Origin of the sequence: Paenibacillus pinihumi DSM 23905 = JCM 16419 (genome assembly GCF_000422505.1) — a bacterium.
Classification (GTDB): domain Bacteria; phylum Bacillota; class Bacilli; order Paenibacillales; family Paenibacillaceae; genus Paenibacillus_D; species Paenibacillus_D pinihumi.
The window spans coordinates 348467-371695 of the sequence record NZ_KE383865.1 but is presented as its reverse complement, the minus strand read 5'-3'; the positions used below and the strand labels follow the sequence as shown (position 1 = coordinate 371695).

At 46.3% G+C, this 23229-nt stretch carries 16 protein-coding genes, 2 pseudogenes and 1 other annotated feature; of the genes and pseudogenes, 4 read left to right on the top strand and 14 right to left on the bottom strand.

The genetic code is table 11. The annotated features are described in order from the left end of the window. Positions 1 to 467: 467 nt before the first annotated feature. The 3 genes and pseudogenes from H583_RS35570 to H583_RS38175 form a co-directional block, all read right to left on the bottom strand. Complete coding sequence (locus H583_RS35570) at positions 468 to 8774, bottom strand: immunoglobulin-like domain-containing protein (RefSeq protein WP_051236830.1); 8307 nt, start codon at positions 8772 to 8774, stop codon at positions 468 to 470. A 603-nt stretch (positions 8775 to 9377) separates the two neighbouring features. Next, positions 9378 to 9593, bottom strand: a complete 216-nt coding sequence (locus H583_RS0121935; protein WP_028562343.1) for an S-layer homology domain-containing protein — start codon at positions 9591 to 9593, stop codon at positions 9378 to 9380. 15 nt (positions 9594 to 9608) lie between these two features. Next, positions 9609 to 9719 (bottom strand): annotated as a pseudogene (locus H583_RS38175) (S-layer homology domain-containing protein); the annotation flags it as partial. Between the two features lie 278 nt (positions 9720 to 9997). Here H583_RS38175 and H583_RS0121930 point away from each other — a divergent pair. Both H583_RS0121930 and H583_RS36230 read left to right on the top strand, forming a co-directional pair. Further along, positions 9998 to 10426, top strand: coding sequence for an SRPBCC family protein (locus H583_RS0121930; protein WP_028562342.1), 429 nt, complete (start codon positions 9998 to 10000; stop codon positions 10424 to 10426). A 214-nt stretch (positions 10427 to 10640) separates the two neighbouring features. Next, a pseudogene (locus tag H583_RS36230) lies at positions 10641 to 11182 on the top strand (transposase); the annotation flags it as partial. A 15-nt stretch (positions 11183 to 11197) separates the two neighbouring features. On the opposite strand, the gene H583_RS35555 reads toward H583_RS36230, so the two are convergent. Together H583_RS35555 and H583_RS0121910 are read right to left on the bottom strand one after the other, a co-directional pair. Then, positions 11198 to 11638, bottom strand: coding sequence for a hypothetical protein (locus H583_RS35555; protein ID WP_051236826.1), 441 nt, complete (start codon positions 11636 to 11638; stop codon positions 11198 to 11200). A 24-nt stretch (positions 11639 to 11662) separates the two neighbouring features. Continuing rightward, positions 11663 to 12745 carry a hypothetical protein gene (locus H583_RS0121910; protein WP_154665958.1) on the bottom strand — a complete coding sequence of 361 codons (1083 nt, stop codon included), beginning with the start codon at positions 12743 to 12745 and terminating at the stop codon, positions 11663 to 11665. A gap of 236 nt (positions 12746 to 12981) precedes the next feature. Here H583_RS0121910 and H583_RS36225 point away from each other — a divergent pair, with 236 nt between their 5' ends. Next, a complete protein-coding gene (locus H583_RS36225; protein WP_081667480.1) occupies positions 12982 to 13110 on the top strand; it encodes an IS3 family transposase in 129 nt (42 codons plus the stop codon). 258 nt (positions 13111 to 13368) lie between these two features. On the opposite strand, the gene H583_RS0121905 is transcribed toward H583_RS36225, so the two are convergent. From H583_RS0121905 to H583_RS0121860, 9 genes are all read right to left on the bottom strand, one after another. Beyond that, positions 13369 to 14088: an SDR family NAD(P)-dependent oxidoreductase gene (locus H583_RS0121905; RefSeq protein WP_028562339.1), complete on the bottom strand. Its 720-nt coding sequence runs from the start codon at positions 14086 to 14088 to the stop codon at positions 13369 to 13371. Between the two features lie 88 nt (positions 14089 to 14176). Continuing rightward, a complete protein-coding gene (locus tag H583_RS0121900; protein WP_028562338.1) occupies positions 14177 to 15520 on the bottom strand; it encodes an ABC transporter substrate-binding protein in 1344 nt (447 codons plus the stop codon). 255 nt (positions 15521 to 15775) lie between these two features. Next, positions 15776 to 16885 (bottom strand): sensor histidine kinase, encoded by a 1110-nt coding sequence (locus H583_RS0121890; RefSeq protein ID WP_028562337.1) that lies wholly within the window; start codon positions 16883 to 16885, stop codon positions 15776 to 15778. After that, the gene (locus H583_RS0121885; protein WP_028562336.1) at positions 16878 to 17573 is read right to left on the bottom strand and encodes a response regulator transcription factor; all 696 of its coding nucleotides are present in this window, start codon (positions 17571 to 17573) and stop codon (positions 16878 to 16880) included. Before H583_RS0121885 ends, H583_RS0121890 begins: the two co-directional genes overlap by 8 nt. Positions 17574 to 17678: 105 nt before the next feature. Continuing rightward, the gene (locus H583_RS0121880) at positions 17679 to 18194 is read right to left on the bottom strand and encodes a VanZ family protein (RefSeq protein ID WP_028562335.1); all 516 of its coding nucleotides are present in this window, start codon (positions 18192 to 18194) and stop codon (positions 17679 to 17681) included. Next, positions 18191 to 19150, bottom strand: coding sequence for a M15 family metallopeptidase (locus H583_RS33880; RefSeq protein WP_081667430.1), 960 nt, complete (start codon positions 19148 to 19150; stop codon positions 18191 to 18193). The genes H583_RS0121880 and H583_RS33880 overlap by 4 nt, the downstream gene beginning before the upstream one ends. Positions 19151 to 19350: 200 nt before the next feature. Then, on the bottom strand, positions 19351 to 19689 hold the full coding sequence (locus tag H583_RS0121870; protein ID WP_245585964.1) for a winged helix-turn-helix transcriptional regulator: 339 nt from the start codon (positions 19687 to 19689) through the stop codon (positions 19351 to 19353). Positions 19690 to 19806: 117 nt separating this feature from the next. Next, entirely contained in the window at positions 19807 to 21066 is a 1260-nt protein-coding gene (tyrS, locus tag H583_RS0121865) for a tyrosine--tRNA ligase (protein ID WP_028562333.1), read from the bottom strand. Positions 21067 to 21152: 86 nt separating this feature from the next. Beyond that, positions 21153 to 21383, bottom strand: a binding site (T-box leader). A gap of 60 nt (positions 21384 to 21443) precedes the next feature. Beyond that, positions 21444 to 22001: a DEAD/DEAH box helicase family protein gene (locus H583_RS0121860; RefSeq protein WP_028562332.1), complete on the bottom strand. Its 558-nt coding sequence runs from the start codon at positions 21999 to 22001 to the stop codon at positions 21444 to 21446. Between the two features lie 303 nt (positions 22002 to 22304). Between H583_RS0121860 and H583_RS0121855 the strand changes: the two genes are divergently transcribed. Then, on the top strand, positions 22305 to 23192 hold the full coding sequence (locus H583_RS0121855) for a fructose bisphosphate aldolase (protein ID WP_028562331.1): 888 nt from the start codon (positions 22305 to 22307) through the stop codon (positions 23190 to 23192). The last annotated feature ends 37 nt before the right edge of the window (positions 23193 to 23229 follow it).

Here is a 23229-nt window from a genome sequence, read left to right as displayed (position 1 = left end):
GACATAGAATCCGCTCAACTCCATTCCATAGAAGAACTAGAGTTCAATTAGAGAGTCCACAAACATTTCTGAAGTATTGACGGTGATGACTTATCATTTTGACACAGCAAAAACACTTTAGATAACTATATATTCAGAATTGGCCTGGATCGTTTTCAATAAAGTCAAAGCAAATAAGAGAAAATCCGGAGATTCCTCTCCATCCGACACAAAGTCTACCATGAAACAATGAATGCATTAAACAATTAAATTTCTAAATTTAAACATAATTCACAATAAAAAAACTTATTCGCCGCGTTTTGCGGTGACTAAGTGTTTAGGACAAGTACGCGCCCATTGCAATGGCGCGTCAATGACTAACCATTCAAAAGCTAATAAAAAGGATGCCAGCCTTGGCTTATCGCCGCTGACATCCTTCCTGATTAAGACTCTAAGCTACATTTCTGCTGACTGATATATAGCCCTGCTTATTTCTCATTCAACTCCAAAACACGGAGCAGAATTGTCGTGACTTCCGCTCTGGTTGCCACTGCATTGAAGTCAAACTTGCCGCCATCCTTGCCCTTGCCCTGCATAATCCCTTTTGCGGCTACTGCGCCAATTGCTCCCTTTGCCCATTCTGGCAGTTTATCGTGGTCAGTGAAGGTTGCTGCTTTGTCCTTTTGATCTTCCAGCTTGAAAGCACGAGCAATCATAACCGCAAGCTCAGCGCGCGTCACACCGCTATTTGGACGCAGCGTCCCATCCTTATAGCCGCTTAAAACTCCCGCTCCTACTGCCTGCTCAAGCGCTTCTTTTGCCCATGAAGCAATGTCAGCTTCATCTTTAAAGACATGCTGTTTTCCATCGCCTTTTACAGTCGATGCGCGGGTTAACATCACTGCAAATTCCGCACGGGTTACCGCCGCATTCGGCTTGAAGGTATGATCATTATAGCCATTCACCAAGCCTTTTGCCGCTGCCTTGCGAATTGCAGTTTCTGCCCAGTGTCCGGCAATATCCTTCAATTCAATCTGGTTCTCTTGATTTCCGACGTTGTTACCGCTATTGTTACCTCCGTTGCTGCCACCGTTATTGCCGCCGTTGCTGCCGCCGTTATTACCGCTGTTGTTACCACCGTTAGTGCCACCGTTATTGCCGCCATTAACGCCGCCGTTGTTGCCAGGCGCTGGCGTTGTATTAACGACTTGAATCGTCAGCACCTGCGGCTGGCCTGCGCTAAACTCAAACGTTAGCTGTGCAGTACCTTTTTGTAATTTCGCCAAGTAAGCCTTCGTAATCGTGATCTGATCGCTGTTTACAACATAATCTGTTCCAGCCTGAAGCAGAGTACTGCCGTTCTTAATGGCTGTCAGTGTATTCCCTTTAAGCTCCAGCTTGATTACAGCTGCTTGCTGCTTGCCAGGGTTCAGATCGAATTGGGCAGAAGTTGGGCTAATTTCGCTTTCCTTATCGATAGCTTTGATTTGGTTCAGAAGGTCCGTCTTCACTTCGCCGTCTGCCATAATCGTGATAAAGTTGCGACCCATAGCGATATCGGCAGCTGATTCAGACGCGAGAGCCTTTGTAACGGCAGCCCTTGCCGATGCTTCAAGCATTTCATTATATTTGCCTGCGCTTAACAGATATAAATCTGTAAATAAACTTGAATTTTTTAATTGTCCACTTTCAACTTCAAATGTGGTCCTGCTGCCGTCAGATTCCTGCGGACCGTCAGATTCATTAAGCATGATTGAGATGCCGATTCTTCCGTTCGCGAGCTCCGATGCAGGATTATTAAGAACGGTATTAAACGGAATTTTTAAATTGTAAATGGTCTTTTTCGTATTTTCATCTCTCGTAATGTCTGCCGCTATATCCGTAATCGGAGCAGTCGGCGCATTGGCCCCTGTAGGACGGGTCCATGCCCACTTTATAACTTGGTTGTTATTGGTGAGCGCGAATCCCAATTCATTCCGCGTCGTACTGTTGGTTGCAGGATTGCGTAAATCAATGCCTAACTGCAAATTATCCTCTCTCCATATATTTCCCCCGGTCTGACTATTGTAGTGCACGTCGTCTGTAACGACAATGTACGCATATAAATTGCTGTCATCCCATGCGAAACGAGATTCTGCGCTGAGGTCTTGCGGACCATCCCACGTTCCCGAAGTTACATAATCTTTGGTATCCATTACATATGCCGGAGTTGCAGCATTCTTTGCCGGATTTTCCGTGCCGGCAGAGCTTGCCTTTTCAGCATATGCCGTGTCAAATTTTGCCGTATAGGTGTATGCTTTTCCGTCTTCGAGCTGAAGCTCGAATGTGACCAGGCCTGCAACGTAATACGGTAAATCTACGGTTACGGATTGGCCTGCCGCAAGCGCGTTAACTTTGATGGGAGTGAGATCTTTAGCATAAGCTGCCGGGGAAACCATTTTCAACGTCCCGGGTGTTGAGGTTCTGCCTCCCACATTATACTTGACGCTGAATTGTTGTTTATCTCCGTTTTTGGTCAGGTTAAATACAAATGGTTCTGCCAATAAATCCGAGCCGTAAATTCCGTACGGATTGCTCGCCGGGGTGCTGTTTCTCAAACCGGATGCGTAATAATTGTTGCTAAGTTCAATTGATGTGCCGCCCTCGCGCAGCATGGCATACACATTATTATTCTGACCGTTCTTCGTCGGCTGGAAGTAAGAGGAATATACATGCGCTTTTCCGCCTTGAACGTCTATACCCGGATTGTTTCCTGGCAGCTGAGTGAAGTTTGCTTGCTGGAAACGAACGTTACCGTTATATACGACCGCTCCTGCTACACTCGGGCTTCCCCAGAACGCGCTGTTGTACAGGACAAGTTCAGCGTCGGGATGGATTTTTGCGGTATTAGCTGTATCGCCCATTTTAACATACGCTCTGTCCGGCTCCGTCGCGATGTTCGTATTCACCAATTCCGAGTTGATCGCGATTATTTTGGTGTGTTCGTCCGCGTCTTCCACATACAAAGCGTACGCGCATCCGTCCGAGCCGTGACCGATCATCGTCATTTTTCCGGGATATGCGAATTGGCCGTTCCCCAAGTCTCTTTTCAGGAAATGTATGCCGTATACCGAACCGAAAACGAAATTGTTGAAAATCGTCTGGTCTTCCACATCGGAGAATTTGAGCGCACTGCTGTATCTTTGTACGAATCCGTACAAATCTCCGCTAGGTGCCGTATATCCTTGACCTCCCGGAAGTCTCAAAGCGTAATGCGGATTGAATTGCATATTTCTGATAAATCCGCCTTCCGCGCCTCCTCCGACCCAGATGCCTGCTCTCAAGAGCGTACCGCCTAAATAATCTACATAGTGGCCATCGGTCTTATAGGAAGCCAGATCTATTCCTTTGTCCCCTATCGGGATCGTTAAGTTGATTGCATATACGCCTGCACCTTGCCCCTGTACCAAAAACGGAGTTTTTAGCGTTTGGTTGGGGTTGTCGAGGTTGACGCTGGTTATATTCGCTTGCGTAATGGTAAGTCCTCTAAGACCTGCGTTTGCTTTAAGCTGTATGAGAGAACTTCCGTTTTCTCCCTGAGCGCCGCCGGTGTAAGCTGTAAATATCGCCGTACCGCCGCCTTGTGTATGGTGCTGTACGTCCCATGTTCCTCTGAGCTCAACACCTTCGGGAACGATGACAGGACTATTCAGTCTATATCTTCCACCCGGTAAATAGATCGTTCCGCCGCCGTGATTGGCTTTAATATAGTCAAGAGCTTCCTGCAATTTTGCAGATATATCGACGGTCGGTGCGTTGCCTGTTAGCGAGCGCGGGAAGTCAAGTCTGAGCACAGCGTTTGATGCCGGTCTCGGATGTACGTCAATATCTGTTTTTACGTCTTTCGGAATCGGTTCAAACAGATAGTCCACGTCATTAACGACCTGCACAGTGGTGTTCGTGCCGCCACCCTTAACGTCAAGTTTAAGGTTATCGATGTGAGCGGCAAGATTGGCGCTCTCGATGTTCAGGTTATAACCGGAATTTACCGATTTAAACGTTCCGAAGTTGGCTCCGAGAGTTACATGTTTGTCTGCCTGCTTGAAGTTGCTCTGGCTGACTAATGCGTTGCCCCGGCCCAGAAAGTTCAGTGCGAAATTGTCATATTGGTCGAACGTGCAATCCTCGAATGATATCACTCCGCCTCTGGCGTTGCTTACAATCGGGCCCGCGAATTTAACGCCGTTGAATTGAACAGAAGTGTTGAAACGTTCGTTGAAATATACGGCCGTGTCGCCTCCGAATTCCGAACCCGAGAACAGCAGACCGAAACCGTTAACGTTGTCGACATATATGCCTGTTTCAGAATCTTCTATTTTCAATCCATAGAACTGTGCGTTCGGAGCTTCGTCGCCGCCAGGTTCTCTTCCGATCCACATCCCCGTTTTATACCCCGAAACGTACAGACCTGCAACATACTCCCAGTCAGAACGGTGCATCATGAATCCGGTAGCGTTCGCTCTAGTATACGCTTTTACCTCCGAAAGGGCCGGTGCGTCGTCAAGTCCTGAATTCGCCCAGTATTTCGGGTCGATGTTAACGTTCTCGATACGCCCGATGTCTGTACAGGTGTGAACGACGATGCCCTTATAGAGAGCCGTCATATTGCTGTTCACAACATAATGCATTTCGCTCGGCAGGGAAATGAATCCGCCCCAGGCGTTTACGAGGGTAACGTTATCAAGCGTCGCGCTGTTTCCGCTTCTCTGGAAGAACGTCCACGGATACGGAATTCCATTAATTGTCTCAAATTCCCCTGTCTTCTGACCGTCTTCCCCCCTCTTTTCAACAACGGTTTCAGCATTAATATCCTGATTCGGATACCATACGGAAAGGTTCGATACACCTGTGCCTTGTTCCATGTCTATAAATCTGTCGGACACGTTAGCCACTTTTTTGCCGCCTGTCTGATTTTCTCTCTCGTCAGAATCAACATACGTGTCATAATTGGAGCTATTATGTCCGGCATATACGGCGAGAATGGTTCCGTCGATTTTACCGTCGTATTCATCCGCATCCGGATTATCCCATTCGCCGCGAAGCTGTACGCCTGCCCGCAAATTTAATACTTGTTTATATTCGTAGGTTGTATTGCCGGTCGTGCTTTTAACGCTTACTGTGCCGGTAGTTTCCGTATAGAACGCATAGGTTCCCGCAGGAATATATACGACACCGCCGCCGTCATTATAAGCCGCGTCAATCGCCGCCTGGAAAGCCTCTCTGTTATCGAAATTAACTAAGCCTTCCGCGTCTGCCGTCGATACTGTTTTCGCACCGAAAGCGAGTACGTTAAAGTCTGAGATCGCCCAATCTTTCGCGTCGTGTTCCTGAGCGATTGCCGTTCTCATGTGTTTTGCGTAATCATATCTAGCCGGAACTTTCAACACAAATGTTTTAGTCTTGGTTACAGGAGCGGCTGCCGGACCTCTTTTTACTGTCGCCGTGAGCGTTACATCAGCGCCGCTGTCCGGACGGTTTGCCGGTATCACGCCTGCAGCGGTTATGTGGGCAGCAGCAGATGTCGTCCATGTAATATCCGTCATATGCTCACCCATTGACGGAAGAACCAAGTTCGTCGTCACATTATTCATGCCGCCGTCAGCCTCAGAACGATTCACGCCTTTGATTGAATCCCATGTCAGTTTGTTCAACGTGTTGTTTACCGCATCCTCGTCGGTTCCGGAACCTGTTCCGCGAACGACTATATTGAATGTTTTAACAACCGGTGTTGCCGTACCTTTGCTTACTGTCGCCGTGAGGGTTACAGCCGTATTGGCTCCTTGACGATTTACTGCGCCGGTGTTGCTGTTTATTACCGTGTTATGGGTAGATGTCCACACAATGTTCGTACCCGCCGAACCTGCCTTGGCAAGCGTCAAATTTGTTTCAACCAGATCCTGTCTCGTATTCGTGCCCTTGATAGCGTCCCATGTCAGCGCGTCCGATACAAGTTTTACCGCTTCTTCATCCGTTGGCGGAATTACGGTTACTCGTATGCTCTGAATGATTGCTCCGGCTGTGCCGATACGGAAGTGTGCGCCTTGATTTTGTGCTCCTATCGCAAAATTGGCTCCGTTAAGCACAACTTTTGAAGTTACCCAAGAGTTTCCGCTTCCTGTTGCCGGAATGCTCGCTGATCTATACGCTTCAAACCCGGAGAAATTGCCGGGATATATGGTGTTATACTGCAACGAAATACCTTCCGCTGCGCTCGGTCTCCAGTATGTGACCGCCAATTCAACCTTGTTGGCCTGCTTGAGTTTAAGGGCGTCTACAATCACGTACATAAAGTTGCCAACCTTCACAGCGCCTGCACCGCTTTGAGTGACTACATCCACTGCGCTGCCGCCATCTCCGGTGAGGCTGATGCCTATGCCGTTGCCTTGAAGTCCCGGAAAAGGTCCCAACGGATCTCCACCGTCGCCTAATCCGCTTCCAATTGCATTCACTGTATGAAATGATCCAGGGTTGTTGAAGTCAATGAACACTTCAGCAAGTTCGTTATTCGTGCTGGCTACTGTCAAATTAAAAGTTTTGTTAACAGGTGTAGCATTGCCTTTGGTTATTGTCGCCGTAAGGGTTACGGCTTTATCTTCGCCAGGGTCGCGGGTTACACTGCCGGTTGCGGTATTTATAATACCTGCTGGCGCAGCCGACCATGCGATAGCCGTACCATTCGCTCCCGTTGCCGGAAGAGTGAGCGCCGTCTTTACTTCGGATTCAATAGCATTCGAATTTCTGATCGTGTCCCATGTCAGCTTCGTTTTCGCGTCTGCTATAGCCTGATTATCGTCAAGATGCTCCACTTTAACTCTTGTATGTGTTCCTGCGAAAGGATATTGCGTATTTTGAGCCGTGCGTGCGAATGTATAATAGGTGCTTCCTGCCGGTTTTGTAAATGCGGCAGTATAAACGCCTGTGTTCAAAGTACCCGTCTTCCAATCACTGTCTGCAGGAGCGTTACCGGTGGTGTTTATGGCGAACTGCACAGTCTGGCCGTTTGCCGGCGCTGCTGACGATAACGTAACGCTGCCGGCAGTTTCAACAGATGAGGGAACAGGTTTCGGCGAATCCACGCTATTCTGGAAACGCGGGTTCTTGATATAGATGTCGCCTTGGGGCACAGATGACCATTGCATTTGCAATCTCGCTCCCTGTACCGTGTCCAAATGAACGGGATTGAAACCGTTCGGAGAATTTGCTGCTGATAATTGCGTATAAACCGTAATCCATTCATTCACCTTTCCATTTTTGATTTCGTTAACATTAAGGTGAAGACGAGAATTCGTATCAATATTATTACCGCCAGATGCTATGGCGATCCAGTTATTGCCACTTAACTTTAAAAGGTCCGCATGCGTAACATACATATCAAACACAAAATATTGATTCGCGAAACCTAACAAATCCTGATTGCCGCTGCTACTAATAAAGCGGGCATCCCAAAGCCGTTCAGCACCTGCGCCTATTTTGCCGGGACCCAACTTAACCGCGTTATTTCCGTCCGGTGCAACAGCGTTATTCGTCCCCTCTTCTATATTGGGAAAATACGTCGCGGCCCGGGCATTTACTGCCGCCGGCACAGCTTTCACCGTCACAGTAAAAGTCCGCGTAGCACTTGCATTCCCTTTGGTTATTGTCGCCGTGAGTACTACGGTTTTGTCTGCTTCTCTGTTCAATAAACGATTTACGCTTCCGGTGTTGCTTATTGCCGCATTGTCCGAAGACCATGCCACGTTAGTTGTTCCTATTGCTGTCGGAAGACTGAGTGGCGATTTCACATCGTTATTCGAAGCATTACTGCCTTTAATCGTATCCCATGTCAGAGACGCCGCCGCATCATTGACCAATATTTGTTCGTCAATAGACGTTACAGTCGTTCTTGTAGACGCACCAATGAAATTGTAATTGCCGTCTGCTTTCGCACGCGCGAATACATAGTAGATGTCTGCTGAAGGTAATGTGGCAAATTGATACGTATAAACATTACCGTTTTTACTTCCATCCACCCAACCGGATGCGGGGGCGGTACCATCTTCGCTTATTGCGAATTCCACAGCTTGCCCGCTAGCCGGTGCGTTCGCAGTTACGATTTTTGTTGCTGCATCAAGTACGGGAGCCGTTGACGGTGAAACCGGAGCGCCCAACGTACTTTTTTGGAAACGCGGGTTTTTGATGAAAACGTCGGTGCCGGGGACACTCGTATCCCATTGCAGATGCATGGCCAGTCTGGTTACTTTGTCCAGCCAGGCGTCATTGAAATTTCCGGCTACGGCACTTGACGTAGACAGCTTCGTATAGACCGTCGCCCATGTGCCTGCGGCTGCATTTGTGACCCCGCTCAAATCAAGTTGGAGACGGGAATCGCTGTTAAACTTGTCCTCAGCGGGATTACTGTCGCTTACGATGACGAGCCAGTTATTGCCTTGCATATTTTTAAAGCCCGCATTAGGAATATACATCTCAAAAACGAAGTAGCCGTCTTTGTAAGCGGATACATCTTTTAGAGGCGCTACGCTCGGCGTGAAGAGGTTATCCCAGGGACCGCCGCCCTTTGAGGTTCCGGTGTTTAAACTCCACGCTTTCTGTCCGTCCGGCGTATCAGCGAATGTCGCCGTATTGCCGTCTGCACCCGCATTTACGGTCAAAAGATTTACGGCATCTCCCCATGCCGCGCTGACTGTCATAGGCGGAGAAGCCAAAGTAAATAGCATCGACGTTACAAGTAATAATGCTAATAACCGTCTTTTTATCATTTTAAAATTTCCTCCATATCTATTATTTTTAGGCTCCAATGGAATGGAAGGCAGAAGTGGGGTTAAAATGAACCCCTCATGTGTGGCCTGACAACACATTCCCGCTTTTTTGCTCGCCGCCGCATCACCTCTACGATTCCATATGTCCAATCATGTAAAAGCGCATCCGTCCACAACCGACTCAATGTTAGCGTTTTCATGCGTTCAAAAAAATAACAGGATTCAAAGAGCGATAAGCGTACGTGCAAATAACGTAATCTCACTACTTCTTTAACCCTGTAATTATTTACCGAACACAATCTCTATATTGTGGACTTATCTTATCATACGAGTGTTGCACTAGAGTTCCAATGAGGCAGTCTTATCCTTTACGGGGACAATATTAATTGAATTACCTCGCATACTGGCAGTTAGCTTATCGAGTACGACGATCAATACGGAGCATGGCACTTAATCGTTCGCCCTGGGCGGGTCTGTACAGGGCATGCAGCGGCAAAACAGGCCAAAGAAGCTGTCCCCTAATTGTGGCAATGGGGCGGACAACTCCCTGGCTTAAATATTCGGCTGGGATCAAGCGGACTAATTCACAAAAGCTAATCCCTGTTAATTATGTTCCAACATCCGAAGCAGCATCACTGTGCCTTCCGCACGTGTGACCGTTTCGTTGGGTGCAAACCGGTTTCCGCCGCGGCCACCTGCAATGCCCAGCTGGCGAATGGCTTCCACCGCTCCGATAGACCATCCCGGAATCGCTTCATCATCGATGAATGGCGTTGAGGCCCCGGCATCAAGCTGAAGCTTGAGAGCCCGTGCGATCATCAAAGCCATCTCGGCACGCGTAATCTTGCTATTTGGCCGGAAACTGCCGTCCTCGTATCCAATGACGATTCCCGCGTGTACAGCTTCGACTACGGCTGTCCTCGACCATTCGGCGATCTGATCTTCATCCGTAAAGGTTCATCATGATTGCCCACTTCTTTGCAATAAATGCTACTTTTTCTAGTGATTTTTGCTAGTATAACATATTAGTGGCAGTAGAATATACCGATGAAAGGAGCAAATCAGCTCCAGGTTTATTGTACGATCAAGCGAAGCTAAAGGGGATATGCGCTACAGCATATATCCGTTATTTTTTAAATCTGTTTTTATCGCAATCTATAAGAAACCTTTGTTACCCCTATTGATATAATTTAGATAAATTCAAAAAGAAGGAGTCGTAATTCATGGCAAATATCGAGCAATTGCAAACGATTCATGTACCCGCCACAGAAATATACAAAGCTTTAATTTCAAGCCAAGGGTTATCTGAAGTGTGGACCCGTAAGCTAACGGTCTATAGGCAGGTCGGAGCGTTCAATGAATTTCACTTCGGTGACGACGATTTGACGAAGATGCAGATTGTGGAGCTAACCCCTTCAAAACGAATTGAATGGTTATGTACGGAATCAGATCCGGAATGGGTTGGTACTACAGTATCCTTTGAATTGAACGAGAAAAACGGCAAAACCGACGTCATTCTGCGGCATTCAAATTGGAGGGAAATCACCAACTTCTATCGTTCCTGCAACTATAATTGGGCTATGTTCTTATATAGTCTAAAAACCTACTGTGAAGACGGTGCCGGACTCCCGTATCAGGATCGGAAGTTCTGAGGACGTGGCTAATAAGTTCAAATAACAAAATAAAACCGAACAGTAGGTTGTTAAAAATTACAACAAGAATGAAGAAAGAGGCTGATCCAAAGATCAGCCTCTTTCTTCATGGGATGTCCGAATCTTGATTGAATGGCTGGAGTCTGTAAACTAAATTGCGTAAACTCCAAAACCTATTAAAATGGAAGGCAATAGAAAGGTTGAAGGGGCACAAATGGGATTGTGGTCAAAAGAACAACTTCGGGCATTTATCAAGGAGAATAAACTGGTTACCGCCCAGGACGCACAAAACGCGCTCAAAGACCTCTTTGTGGAGACGATCCAAGAGATGCTTGAGGCGGAACTGGACACCCATCTGGGTTACGAGAAACACGACGTGAGAAACACAACGTGAAAAACAAACAGACAACGAACAGCCGTAACGGAAAAAGCAAGAAAACGATCGCGAGCGAATACGGCGAGCAGGAAATCGTGGTGCCACGGGACCGTCAAGGCGATTTTGAACCTGTCGTTGTCAAGAAGCATCAATCTAACGTAACCGGCATTGAAGATCAAATCATTGCCCTTTACGCCAAAGGTGTCAGCACGCGAGAGATTCAAGACCACCTGCAACAGCTGTACGGCCTCGACGTCTCACCGACGATGATCTCCAATGTGACGAATAAGATCGTGCCGCTCATCAAAGAATAGCAGAATCGCCCGCTGCAGAGCGTTTATGCGGTTGAATTTCTGAACGCGATTCACTTCAAGGTGAAGTAGGATGGTAATCGATCAAATAAAGTTAAATTCCTTTGCAAAAGCGTCAAGATCATCAATGATAAATAAATCACTTTTCCAATTTCCTGGCCACACAGCATACAATGTTGTGGTTTTATTCATAACCCTTTGATATGCCTCCAGAACCTTCGGCCTATCCGACTTATTTTTATGATAAACCCGCGACACATTCCCATTCTTATCTACCTCAAAATAACAAACTGTACTCATGCCATATGGGAAGTTACCAGCTTCTTTAGCGCTCCTCATCAATAACACCCCTCCGAAATATACTATTAAAAAATTCCACTTTGTTACTTCCAATTGAAACTCTTCTGGGGCGTGTCTTGGGAAAATTCCTATGAAAGCACCGATGTTCTTTATTCGTGACTTTGGTTCACTTTCCAGACACGACTCCTGCAAGTTATAGATTTGCCGCAATTTCATAACTTTCATCTGAATTTATTTTTCCAACAAAATTTATGAAGCAGAAGCAGTCTTGCGCTTACGTAAATCTAATATGGATATATTTATATACAATTGTATTGTATCGGTGTAGACATGATTTCTAATAAATTGCTCTGCTTTTCGAAACTCGCTATCAGTAAAACATGCAATTAAATAAAATGCGTTTTTATAATTTGTAGACAACATATAATCTGTCAATTGTTTTTCATATCCTTTTTTTAAATATGAACTGCTTGCTCTTTTAATTTCAATTAATACTTTTTCATCTTCTTTTTTATTTCTATACAGTTTAAAGTCTACTTTACCATTACCCAATAAAGCTTCTCTAGTAATATCAATTTCTTGATTATAAAAATATGCATCCATAATATTTTCTAAAATTAATTGTATACGTTCTTCTAAAATGGGAGTATCGTTTTCCCAAAATAATTTATATAAACTCCCAAATTTAATTCTATGTTCAATATAATTAAGCATTCCAGAAACTTCACCTGAAAGTGTGATATGGCTGGATTTATACTCATTCTGAATATCTAACGGTAAAATGTCATAATAAAAGTCTATATTAATGCCTAGATATTCTTCTAAATTGGTATTACCAAGCTTACGGCTATTAATTAATTTATCAATTAATAAAAAATCTGTCTCCTCGAATAAATCATCAGAATAATTAAAAATATCATAATAACTATCCTGGCATTCTTCCAATGACATATCGTTAAATTCGTCATATTCTTTATATTCGTTAAAGACTAATCGACTAGCCTCATTAATTAATGAATGACATTTATCATCAAAATATATATCATCAAATTCTTCCATATCTTCTCTCATATCTGCCAGATAATCAAGGAAATTATACAAAGCTAACTCGTGAAAAGCGCTCATGCTGTGGTAAAACTCGTCTTCTGTCCATCTAAATAATTCCTCAAAGATTTTTTCACACTTTTGATATTGTTCTCTGAACAAATATTTAGGTAAAATTATTTCAAGTTTATCTCCAATATCTATGTCTTTATCTCCATTGAAAATCTCTACTTCTAAAAAATGATGAATAATATAGTTATAAACCTTTAAATGATTAGTATTAAACAATATCATATTCTCTCCCCTAATTAACCCTTTTTTATTATATTACGACAAAAAGACTTTTTTTTGGATATTTTTTTATCGTAGGGGTAATTAAATAAAATCCGAACTTCCAAAACCAAGAGTTCGGATTTACAACTGTTGTAGCAGTTAGGTCATTTTCAGTTTACTTTGCTTCCTTTTTGATATTGGAATTAAAAAAATTCACCATACAAAATCAGCAGAGTGACATTTAGGAATACATCCAGTTCTATAATTACAAACGATTACAGAGAAAACTAAACGGCCTCAGTCCGATGGAATTCAGGATCAAGGTGGGTGCAGTTCAGTTCACAGTGCACGGTCTTTTATTTTCATATGGTAGAGCCTAGGGGGATGTATTAATCTCGATTATAAACTCACCCTTTGTTCGCGGATTTCAACCACGTACAGGGAGGAATACAGGAAATCTGGGAACAACAGCGATCGGAAATCCCCTCTTTCTCGCAGCGTTGCTTCGACGTTCCGTTTCAACCACTGATTTCGATTTTGAGCCCAAAAAAAACCGGACATTTTCAGCATCCCTATTGCTGTCCATGTCCGGTTTTACAACATCTCATTTTTCTATTCAGTTAAGCCCTCAATTCCCATCAAGCATTCAAATCCGTCATCGCCGGGATATGAATTTCCTTCACGCAGGCCGCCTTGGACAGGCTGATAATACATTTTACAATCGAGACAATATCCTGTACGGGAATTCGTGTGCCGCCATACTCGGCAAGCGCTTTGTCCGGCCCTTCTTCATACGGGATCTCAGCTGCCAACTCCCCCGGATTCACACAAGTGACCGCAATGCCGTCCTTGCGGACATGCTCCCGCAGCGCATTCGTAATGCCGCGCAGCCCGAACTTGGAGGTGACAAATGATACCTGGGCATTATTCGTATGATCCAACCCGGCGGTGGAGCCGATCAGTATAATTTTACCTGCATCCGACTTGCGCACATTTGGCAACAGTGCCTGAATGCAGGTGATCGTAGATGTTATATTTACATTTATAATACCAGCAATCTCCGATGGCACATCATGATCAAAATTATAATGATCCTCAAAGCCCTCTTTCTCCCATATGCCTACATTATAGATCAGGACATCGATCTTCTCTCCCTGCAGACACTCAGCAATGCTGCTTGCAGCACCCGGAAGCGCCAAATCTGCGCCAATCCATGTCCGGTTGACACCATCCTGAAGATCCAGGCTGTCCGGCCTGCTTCTGGAGACAACCCATACATGGTCTCCCTGCTCAGGCAGCCCTTTCACAAATGCATCTCCAAGACCTTTGCTTGCTCCGACGATCAGATAGTTTTTCATTCGCTCTCCTTCTATGTGCATGCCTGTATAGTAGATTAAAAGTCTATTGTAGCACAGTACAGAAGAATGGAAAAATCATCCTGACGCCCTATTCGTTCAAATATAAACTTGTCCGGTTCTGGATCAGCTTGGCGACATCTGCGGCAGGTTTCTGCCCGTTAAAATATTGCGTACTCTCTTCCCATACGCTCTTGATGACCTGAACATCCAGATCATCAAATGAGCCGCCTTGCTTCAAAACATCCTTGAACTGGTCGAAATCGTCATCCCCAACCTGGACAGACTGGCCGTCAGGCAGCTTGTAGCCGCCGCTTTTTACTTGCTCTTGAATTCCATCCAGCTTGTTGTAATTGACCGATTGCAGGAATGATAAGCCGCTGCGGCCTTCAATGGACTGGCCTTCCTCTGACAGCAGGAAACTGATAAATTTCAGCGCCTCCTCCTTCACCGGGGACTTCGCCTGAATGACGAACTGGGAGTTCGGAATAATCCGATTTCCGCTTGCCGGGCCATTATGCGGCATGGTCAGCAGCTTCGGGTTTTTGAAATAAGCATGAAGCCCTTCGATAAAATCGCCCGGTGACCGCAAAACCGTTGTATAAAACAATTGCTGGCCCATCTCAGCCGGCTTGGAGGTAATGATGCCCTCGTTGTACATCTTTTTGATTTCTTCCATCAGATTGATGAATTCGGGTGAATCGAAGGATGCTTTTTTTCCGGCGGCATCTACCCATGCCCCATAGCTGTCCATCACGATCCATTGCAGGACGACCTCCGGCGGGTCATTTGCCAGAGCGTAACGGGCACTGCTGCCGCTTTGTCCGACTTTTGCCAACAGCTCTTTCGATGCATCTGCGAATTCTTTCCAGTTCCATTCCTTATCATTCAACTTCTGATCCCCAATGACGTCCCCGTCTCCGATAAAGACTCTCATCGAATACCCTTCAGGGATCGTGTACAGCCCGCCTTTGAGCTTTAAGGACTCCAGCACATTCATCTGAAAATCATTCTTGTCCAGCCCGTTGTCCTTGCTTATGTAATCATCCATATCCAGAAGCAGTTTTTTATCAATATAATCATTAACCGGGAGAGCGCTTGCCTCAATAATATCCCCCCCTTTTCCTGCCAGTACAGCTGTATTCGTCATTTTTTTAAACTTTTCATATGCTGCCCCGTCCATGTTTTCTCCGGCCTTCAGATAGCTGTTGATTCGCAAATCAATATCGGGATATTTCGCCTCAAACTTTTTTTCCAGCGCTTCATAAAACGGGCTCGAATCCAGCATCGTCAGTGTAACAATCGTTTTCCCGTCTGCCGAAAGAGGCTTGTCTGATTTATTTCCATCCGCAGCGTTGCCGGAGCCGGAGCTGCATGCAGTCGTCGTCAGAATCGCACCGATGATCCCCAATACCCATAGCTTTTTTGTCCACATCAATGTCCCACTCCTTGTTTGTTCGTTGTCTTTCTTGTATTCAGAATAAAGGAGACAGTTAAAACAATTCGTAGGGTAGAATTAAAAATTTCATTAAATGAATCCCTGCAAGATCAGGGTCAATTTAAATGATGCATACTTCACTCCCCCAGCCGGAGCTGGCGAGGAAAATCAATGTTCCGGCAGCCAAAAAAGACCGGTTTCTGCCCCAATATGTCCATGGGGCAGAAACCGGTCTTTTTTGGCTGCTATAGACTAACTGTGTTTGGCATCCGGTTGTTCCAGCGGCAAGCGGACCTCAAATTGTGTGCAGATCAGGCTGCTCTCTGCCGAAATCCTGCCCTGATGCTGCTCGACAATATTTTTTGCAATGAAGAGTCCCAGGCCCGTGCTCCCCTCATGGTAGGTACGCGCTTTGTCTCCGGTATAGAACATATCAAAGATATGCGGCAGATCCTCCGGTGAAATGCTGTCGCCGTAGTTGGTAATTTGGACGACAGCCTCCTCTCCTTCAACAGCGCAGGAAATATCAATAAATTGGCCTTCCCTGCCGTAATGGGAGGCATTGCTCAGCAAATTTTCAAAGACGCGGGCCAGCAGCTCGCCGTCTCCACGGATCGTCAAGCCGGGCGTCACAGACAGTCGCGAGGTTAATCCGTGCTTATCCAGCACCGGGTACAGCTCCTCGTTCAATTGCAGCAGCAGCTCACTGAGATCGACGGACTGACGCTCAATATTCAGCTTGCCGTAGTTCATGCGGGTGACTTCGAACAGCTCATCGATCAGCCCCTCCAGGCGCCGCGACTTCGTAAACGCAATTGAGGTGTAATGCCTAACCTGCTCCACGGTCAGGTTAGGGTCCTTTAAAATAAAATCCAAATAACCGATGACAGACGTTAGCGGCGTGCGCAGATCATGCGCCAGATTCAACACCAGCTGTTCCTTGCTGTTCTCGGCAAAGTCTCCGCGCTCCAGCGCCTGGCGGAGCTTCTCTCCGGCCAGATTGATATCTCTGGCGATGTCGCCGAACTCATCTGTGGAGTCAATATGAATCTTGGTGTCGAAGTTGCCGGAAGCAAGCTGATTAATCCCGCCGGAAATATCCCGGAAATAGAGGGCATACCGCTTGGTAAGCAGGAAGAAAAACCAGATGGAGAGCGGAATAAAGATGATCAGGAAAAAATTGACATCCCCGACCTGTCGGATGAAATAACGAATTTGGGTCGAGGGGTCTTCAACCTTGGTCGTGTAATAATACAGCTGGGCTACCTTATAAATAACAAAGGTGATGGCTCCGGCAAAAAGCATGCTCAACCCGAACAGCAAAATCATTTTGGACCGGAAACTCCGGATCATATTAGCCATGGAATGAATATCCCACTCCCCACACGGTTTTAATCAGCTTGTTTTTGTTCATATCATCACCAAGCTTCTTCCGCAGCGTACGAATATGGACCATAACGGTATTATTTCCCTCATAGTAGTCTTCGCCCCATACCTGCTGAAAAATATGCTCCGAGCTGTATACTTTCTTCGGATGGCTGGCTAGCAGGTGCAGAATATCAAATTCCTTGGGTGTCAGCTCCACCGGATTCCCGTTTACCACAACTGTCCGTTCTTCGGAATTGATGACAACACCTCCCACCTCGACAACAGGCTTGCCGGTTGAGGCCGGCTGGCTGAATTGCAAGGAACGCCGCAGTTGGGCATTAACCCGCGCTACAAGCTCCATCGGATTAAAAGGCTTGGTCATATAGTCATCGGCTCCGCGTACGAGACCGGTAATTTTATCGAGATCCGAGCTTTTTGCACTCAGAAAAATAATCGGAATATGATGCTTGTCCCTGATTTGTCTGGTCACTTCATAACCGTCCAGCTTCGGCATCATGATATCAAGAATCGCAAGGTCAATCGGGTACTTCTCAATGGCATCCATCGCTGCCTGTCCGTCTGTTGCTTTTATGCAGCGGTAGCTTTCCCTGTTCAAATGCAGCTCAACCAAATCTGCAATTTCTGCATCATCGTCTGCGATTAATACTGTAATTTGTTTCATCATCTACACTCCCTGCCTGACATTCACATCACTCTTATTGTATCAGATTTGCACGGGAGCGCGTTACTTGGCAAGTTGTCAGCTTTTTCATGCCTCTCACCCCCGTTAAATTGGGTTGTCCCTTGTCCGGATCGGGTAGCTGAGAGCCGCAGCAAGCTTGGTATACAACGTATACATAACAAATCCGGTCAGACCCCCGCTTGTATTCAGAATGAGATCATCCACATCAAAGGTTCCCATCGAGAAAATTGCCTGTGAGCTTTCCAGACAAAGGCTTACTGCAAAAGCCAGCATCACAACTTCCATCGCGGTTATGCCCTTCCTCGCCCCCAGTATCCCTTGCAGGATGCCAAAGGGAACAAAGATTGCAATATTCCCAAACAGGTTGATCAGGCCATGCTTGGTGCTATTGTCCAATGTTCGTGTAATTTCATCAAAGGGCACAAGATTGCCCCTCTGCATACGTCCGATAATGTGCATCGGATTGTCCCAGCTTATTTTGAACTGTTGCAGCATATAGGGGAGATCGACAGGATGAAATTTGAACAGAATGACTTTGACCAGCATACACAAGTACAGGAACAGGAGGATACGAATGGTGTTTACACGATGCTGTTTCATTGTGCATCCCCCTCCTTTGTACCCGTTTTCGTACCATCAACCGGCGCATCTTTAAGCTCCGTATCCCAGCTCGTCATGATTACACCGTCTACATTATCGCCCGACAGCTCATACTTTTGATGCAAAGGAACCTCAATATTTTGATCTGATACCCGGTAGTAAGCAATCGAATACGTCTGCCCGTCAATCGTCTCCGTAATCTCTTTCTTTTCCTTTAAATAGTCCAAATATTGTTCCAATACAAAGTCATGCTTTTGCATAATCGCGCTATGGGGCAGCCCCACGTAGCGGAAATGCCAAGGCTCATACATAACGCCCGTTATGTCCTTCTTGTCTTCAGGAAAACGCAGGATAAAGCCGTATTTCCAGGCATTTTGCTCCAGCCATTTGCCTTCGGGGGCATCCTTCATCATCCCGAGCGACGACCCGATATCCATGGACAAGCCGAGATTATGCTCGCTGTGGCCAGGCGGATTGGCAACCCCCTTCTCCAATGTCTCATACAGCTCCTGCTGCTTTTCATTATCACGATAACCGCTGCTGATCAGAAAATGCGTGACCCCGTCCTTTTTGGCTGCTTGTACCATGTTTGAAAATTTGTCTACCATGTCAAGCGGCAGCTCGATGCTGTTATCCAAAATACCGAAGCCCTTCAACAGATCTTTGCGCTTGAATAAATTCACAATCTCCGGCAATTCAGCGTTATCGGGAACCGGATACTTGCGGTTAATGAGCAGCAGATTGCCTTTAAATGCCTGATCCGGTGTAATGGTCAGCATTTCCGGCTTTTTCGGCTCGTCCGGTTGACCTGGTTGATCCGGTTGATCCTGATTCAATTGCTGGTCATACTTAACACCTGATTCATTATTTTCAACAGCGTCAAGACGCTCTATGAATTCGAATATGCCATAAACAATCAAAAATAAAACTGCAATTCCAAGTATAAGTTTTTTCATAAGCTGCTTCTCCTTCCCTTTCCTTCACTAAGGATACCGGGGACTCATTAAAAAGAATAAAGGGAAAATATTAAGTTTTTTTAAATTTGCCTGTATGGAAGCGGTTTTTTTGGATTTCAAATGCTTTATGGCTCTCCTCAAACAAAAATCCGCCCTTTTTCCGGCTGGCGGGAAAAGGACGAATCTGCTCATTATATCCGTTATAAAGGTTGATTTACATTTCTGCTGGCGTTGTAGTGCTGCTCTCCCCATTCTGCCATGCTTTTCAAAATCGGGATCAGCGTCTGACCGGTCGGTGTCAGGGAGTATTCAACCTTTGGAGGAACCTCTTTATATACTTCCCTGTGGGCAAGATTGTCCTTTTCCAGCTCACGCAGCTGGTTAGTCAGCATTCCTTTGGAGACGCCGGGCAGCAATCGTTGCAGCTCATTGAACCTTTTGGTGCCCAAACTCAAATGCCATAAGATTACGATCTTCCACCGGCCGCCAATTACGTACTGCGGATATGTCACGTAGCATATTTCTTTTTCTGTAACCACAATAAAACAAGCCTTCCACATCTCACTGCGGAAGGCTTGTTTTTGCGATTTTAGAAGCTCCATATCACAACCAGTGCTTTCAGTAAGGCTGGAGCATGGTGTCCGGCTTGTTGCTTCTTAGCTGAATTTCACCAGGCTGTAGCTTTTCTTGCCTTTGCGGATAATGATGAAGCGTCCGCCGATGGCATGCTCAGCCGATACTTCGAAGTCCAGCTCCGTAACCTTCTCCCCATTCATGGAGATGGCGCCTTTTGTAATATCTTCACGGGCCTGGCGCTTGGATGGCTCAATGCCCAAATCCACCAGCCAGTCGACGATATTTTTAGGCTCTGAGGACGCTTCGAATGTCGGCATTTCCTTGAAGCCCTGCTCAATCTCATCGGCTGTGAGCGATTTGATATCCCCGCTGAACAGAGCAGCTGTAATCCGTTTCGCCTGTTCCAGCAGTTCCTCGCTGTGGACGAAACGGGTCATTTCTTCAGCCAGCGCTTTTTGTGCCTCACGTTTGTGCGGCTCAGTTTCCACCTTCTGTGCCAGCTCGCCGATCTGCTCCTTGGACAGGAATGTAAAGTATTTCAAGTATTTGATGACGTCGCGGTCATCGGTATTGGCCCAGAATTGGTAAAATTCATATGGCGTTGTTTTCTCCGGATCAAGCCAGATCGCGCCCCCGGCTGTTTTTCCGAATTTAGTACCGTCGGCTTTGAGCATCAACGGAATGGTCAAGCCGAATGCCTTGGCCTCGGAACCTTCTTTGCGGCGGATCAAATCCAGGCCGCTCGTAATGTTGCCCCATTGGTCGGAGCCGCCGATTTGCAGCTGCACATCCTCATGCTGGTACAGATGGTGGAAGTCCAGCGACTGCAAAATCTGGTACGAGAACTCGGTGTAGGAGATGCCGCTGTCCAGCCTGCTCGCAACCACATCTTTCGCCAGCATTGAATTGATACTGAAGTTTTTACCGAAATCACGCAAGAACTCGATGACGTTGATTTTGTGCGTCCAGTCGTAGTTGTTCACCATGCGGATCTGGTTGTCGCCTTCGGTAACGAACAGCTTCTTCATCTGGGCAGTCAGCGCCTCAACGTTAGCCTGCACCTGCTCTAGCGTCTGCAGCGAACGCTCGGACTGGCGGCCGCTTGGATCACCGATCGTTCCGGTTGCGCCACCGATCAGAATGACCGGCCGGTGTCCGGCAAGCTGGAACCGCTTGAGCACCATGAACGGAATCAGGTGGCCGATATGCATGCTGTCGCCGGTCGGGTCTACGCCACAGTAGAGGGAGACGGACTTTTCATTCGTTAATTCCCGGAGTCCTTCGGCATCCGTCTGCTGGTTAATGGCGTCGCGCCATTCAAGTTCGTCGATAATGTTCACTGTCATGTCTCTCCTTCATATTTATCATCTCTTGTTATTTCGGGAAGCATTATGCGCGAAAAAAAATCGCCCCTTGTCTATACAGACACAGGGACGATTGGATAACCGTGTTACCACCCAGTTTGCATAACAGCGCAGGATCACTCCACACGACAGTCATGCCACTCTTGGCGATGTATCGTTCGCCATGACGCCCGGCATTACCCGGGATACTCGAGAGTGTAATTCACATGCATGGTGTGTACCGGGTTTCATCAACCCCCGGCTTTCTAAGAACAGGGACCAGGCTTGCTACTGGGCTCTTTCAACGTATAAATGCTTATCAAGTTATAGACAGTATAGGAAAATAAAATTCGAATGTCAACTTATCGTTTCAGCTACAAGTTGAACTGCTCTTTAATCATCTCGGCAACTTCCGCTGCCGTCAGATTCGTGTTGTTGATTCGGATGTAATTTTGCCTCGTAACTTCATTCTCTTGTGAATTCAATCTATACGTATCCATGGACGACTTCAAATCATGCTCCGACTGTTCGGTGTTTCGTTTGGTGGGCTTATGCTCAAGTCTGTGAGGCGTATGGTTGCGTATGAGCCTTGTATCGAGATCGGCTTCCAGTTCCACAAAATAAACTTCCCCGCCCTTAGACTCGAAGATATGGCATATTTTATTTACAAAATCCCAGTCAGATTGCAGATTAAATGCCCATACATAAGTGAAAATCATTCCATACAAGTCACTCTTGGCTGCAGCTTCAAATATTTCCGTACGGAACAAATCGGACAAACGCCAGGTTTCAGGACTGAAGCCGAAATAAGGATGCAGCATTTCTATCGTCACATGATTATGAAACAGCTTGAGTTCCGTTATGTTTTCCAGTTCATGTCCTACCGTCATTTTGCCAACCGCCTGCGGCCCGAAAACCAGAACAAATTTCATCCTCCCAATCCCCCTTCGTATGTATAACCTTTTTAGATAAGCATTTGCACAAATGCAATCAGATGCAAAATGCTGAATCGTATTTGTGCTATATTAATACATTTTTGGGATTTGGAAAAGGACTCGCGGACGAATATATATAAAAGTGCTCTGGAGACAGAGATTTTATGAGCAAAACGGGGCTTGAACAGCAATTACGGACCTAAGCGCTCCCGCACCAGATATGCATGTACCAGATGAAAAGTGCTATACTAAAGGCATTCAAGATTGCTATGAACATCCATCCAAGGGAGGAAGAGCATCATGAACACCGCACAACTTGAACGAATCCGTACAGGCAAGGGCTTTATAGCAGCACTCGACCAGAGCGGCGGAAGCACACCGAAAGCATTGCAGCAATATGGAATTCCTGAAAACCGCTATTCGACTGAAGAGGAGATGTACAAGCTTGTTCATGAGATGAGAACCCGGATTATTAAAAGTCCTGCGTTTGATTCCAAATTCATATTGGGGGCCATTTTGTTTGAGAATACGATGGACCGGACCATTGACGGGCAATTTACAGCCGATTATTTGTGGGAGCAAAAGGGCATTGTGACCTTCCTGAAGGCGGATCAGGGACTTGCAGAGGAAGAAGGCGGCGTGCAGATTTTGAAGCCGATTCCGGACCTGGATGACTTGCTGAAGCGGGCGGTTGAGCGCAACATCTTCGGCACGAAGATGCGTTCCGTGATTAAAGAAGCGACTCCGGCAGGCATCAGGAAAGTTGTCGAGCAGCAGTTTGCGATCGGCAAACAGATTGCAGCGGCAGGACTTGTGCCGATTATTGAACCGGAAGTCGATATCCATAGCAAGGATAAAGTGGCGTCGGAGAAATTATTGAAGGATGAAATTTTGGAACAGCTGTCCGCCTTGGATCCGGGCATCAGCATTATGCTGAAGCTCGCCATACCAACCGAAGACAATTTCTACCGGGACTTGATGGACCATCCGCAGGTGCTGCGGGTTGTAGCCCTGTCGGGCGGATACTCGCAAACGGAAGCCAATGAAAGGCTGGCCCGCAATAACGGCCTGATCGCCAGCTTCTCGCGCGCTTTGGCCGAGAACTTAAGCGCAGAACAAACAGACGAAGCCTTTAACGCGATGCTCACGAAGTCAATTGAAGATATTTATAAAGCATCGATCACATAAAAGAATGTCATGGAATCATAGCAAAAACTCCCCTTTG

Bases quoted from the DNA above. Each gene is read 5' to 3' on its own strand.
- H583_RS0121935 (WP_028562343.1), bottom strand. From the start codon at position 9,593: ATGATCGCACGGGCTCTCAAGCTTCAGCTTGATGCCGGGGCCTCAACG.
- H583_RS0121900 (WP_028562338.1), bottom strand. From the start codon at position 15,520: ATGTGGACAAAAAAGCTATGGGTATTGGGGATCATCGGTGCGATTCTG.
- H583_RS0121930 (WP_028562342.1), top strand. From the start codon at position 9,998: ATGGCAAATATCGAGCAATTGCAAACGATTCATGTACCCGCCACAGAA.
- H583_RS0121860 (WP_028562332.1), bottom strand. From the start codon at position 22,001: ATGAAATTTGTTCTGGTTTTCGGGCCGCAGGCGGTTGGCAAAATGACG.
- H583_RS33880 (WP_081667430.1), bottom strand. From the start codon at position 19,150: ATGAAAAAACTTATACTTGGAATTGCAGTTTTATTTTTGATTGTTTAT.
- H583_RS0121855 (WP_028562331.1), top strand. From the start codon at position 22,305: ATGAACACCGCACAACTTGAACGAATCCGTACAGGCAAGGGCTTTATA.
- H583_RS35570 (WP_051236830.1), bottom strand. From the start codon at position 8,774: ATGATAAAAAGACGGTTATTAGCATTATTACTTGTAACGTCGATGCTA.
- H583_RS0121905 (WP_028562339.1), bottom strand. From the start codon at position 14,088: ATGAAAAACTATCTGATCGTCGGAGCAAGCAAAGGTCTTGGAGATGCA.
- H583_RS35555 (WP_051236826.1), bottom strand. From the start codon at position 11,638: ATGAAAGTTATGAAATTGCGGCAAATCTATAACTTGCAGGAGTCGTGT.
- H583_RS0121885 (WP_028562336.1), bottom strand. From the start codon at position 17,573: ATGAAACAAATTACAGTATTAATCGCAGACGATGATGCAGAAATTGCA.
- H583_RS0121880 (WP_028562335.1), bottom strand. From the start codon at position 18,194: ATGAAACAGCATCGTGTAAACACCATTCGTATCCTCCTGTTCCTGTAC.
- H583_RS0121890 (WP_028562337.1), bottom strand. From the start codon at position 16,885: ATGGCTAATATGATCCGGAGTTTCCGGTCCAAAATGATTTTGCTGTTC.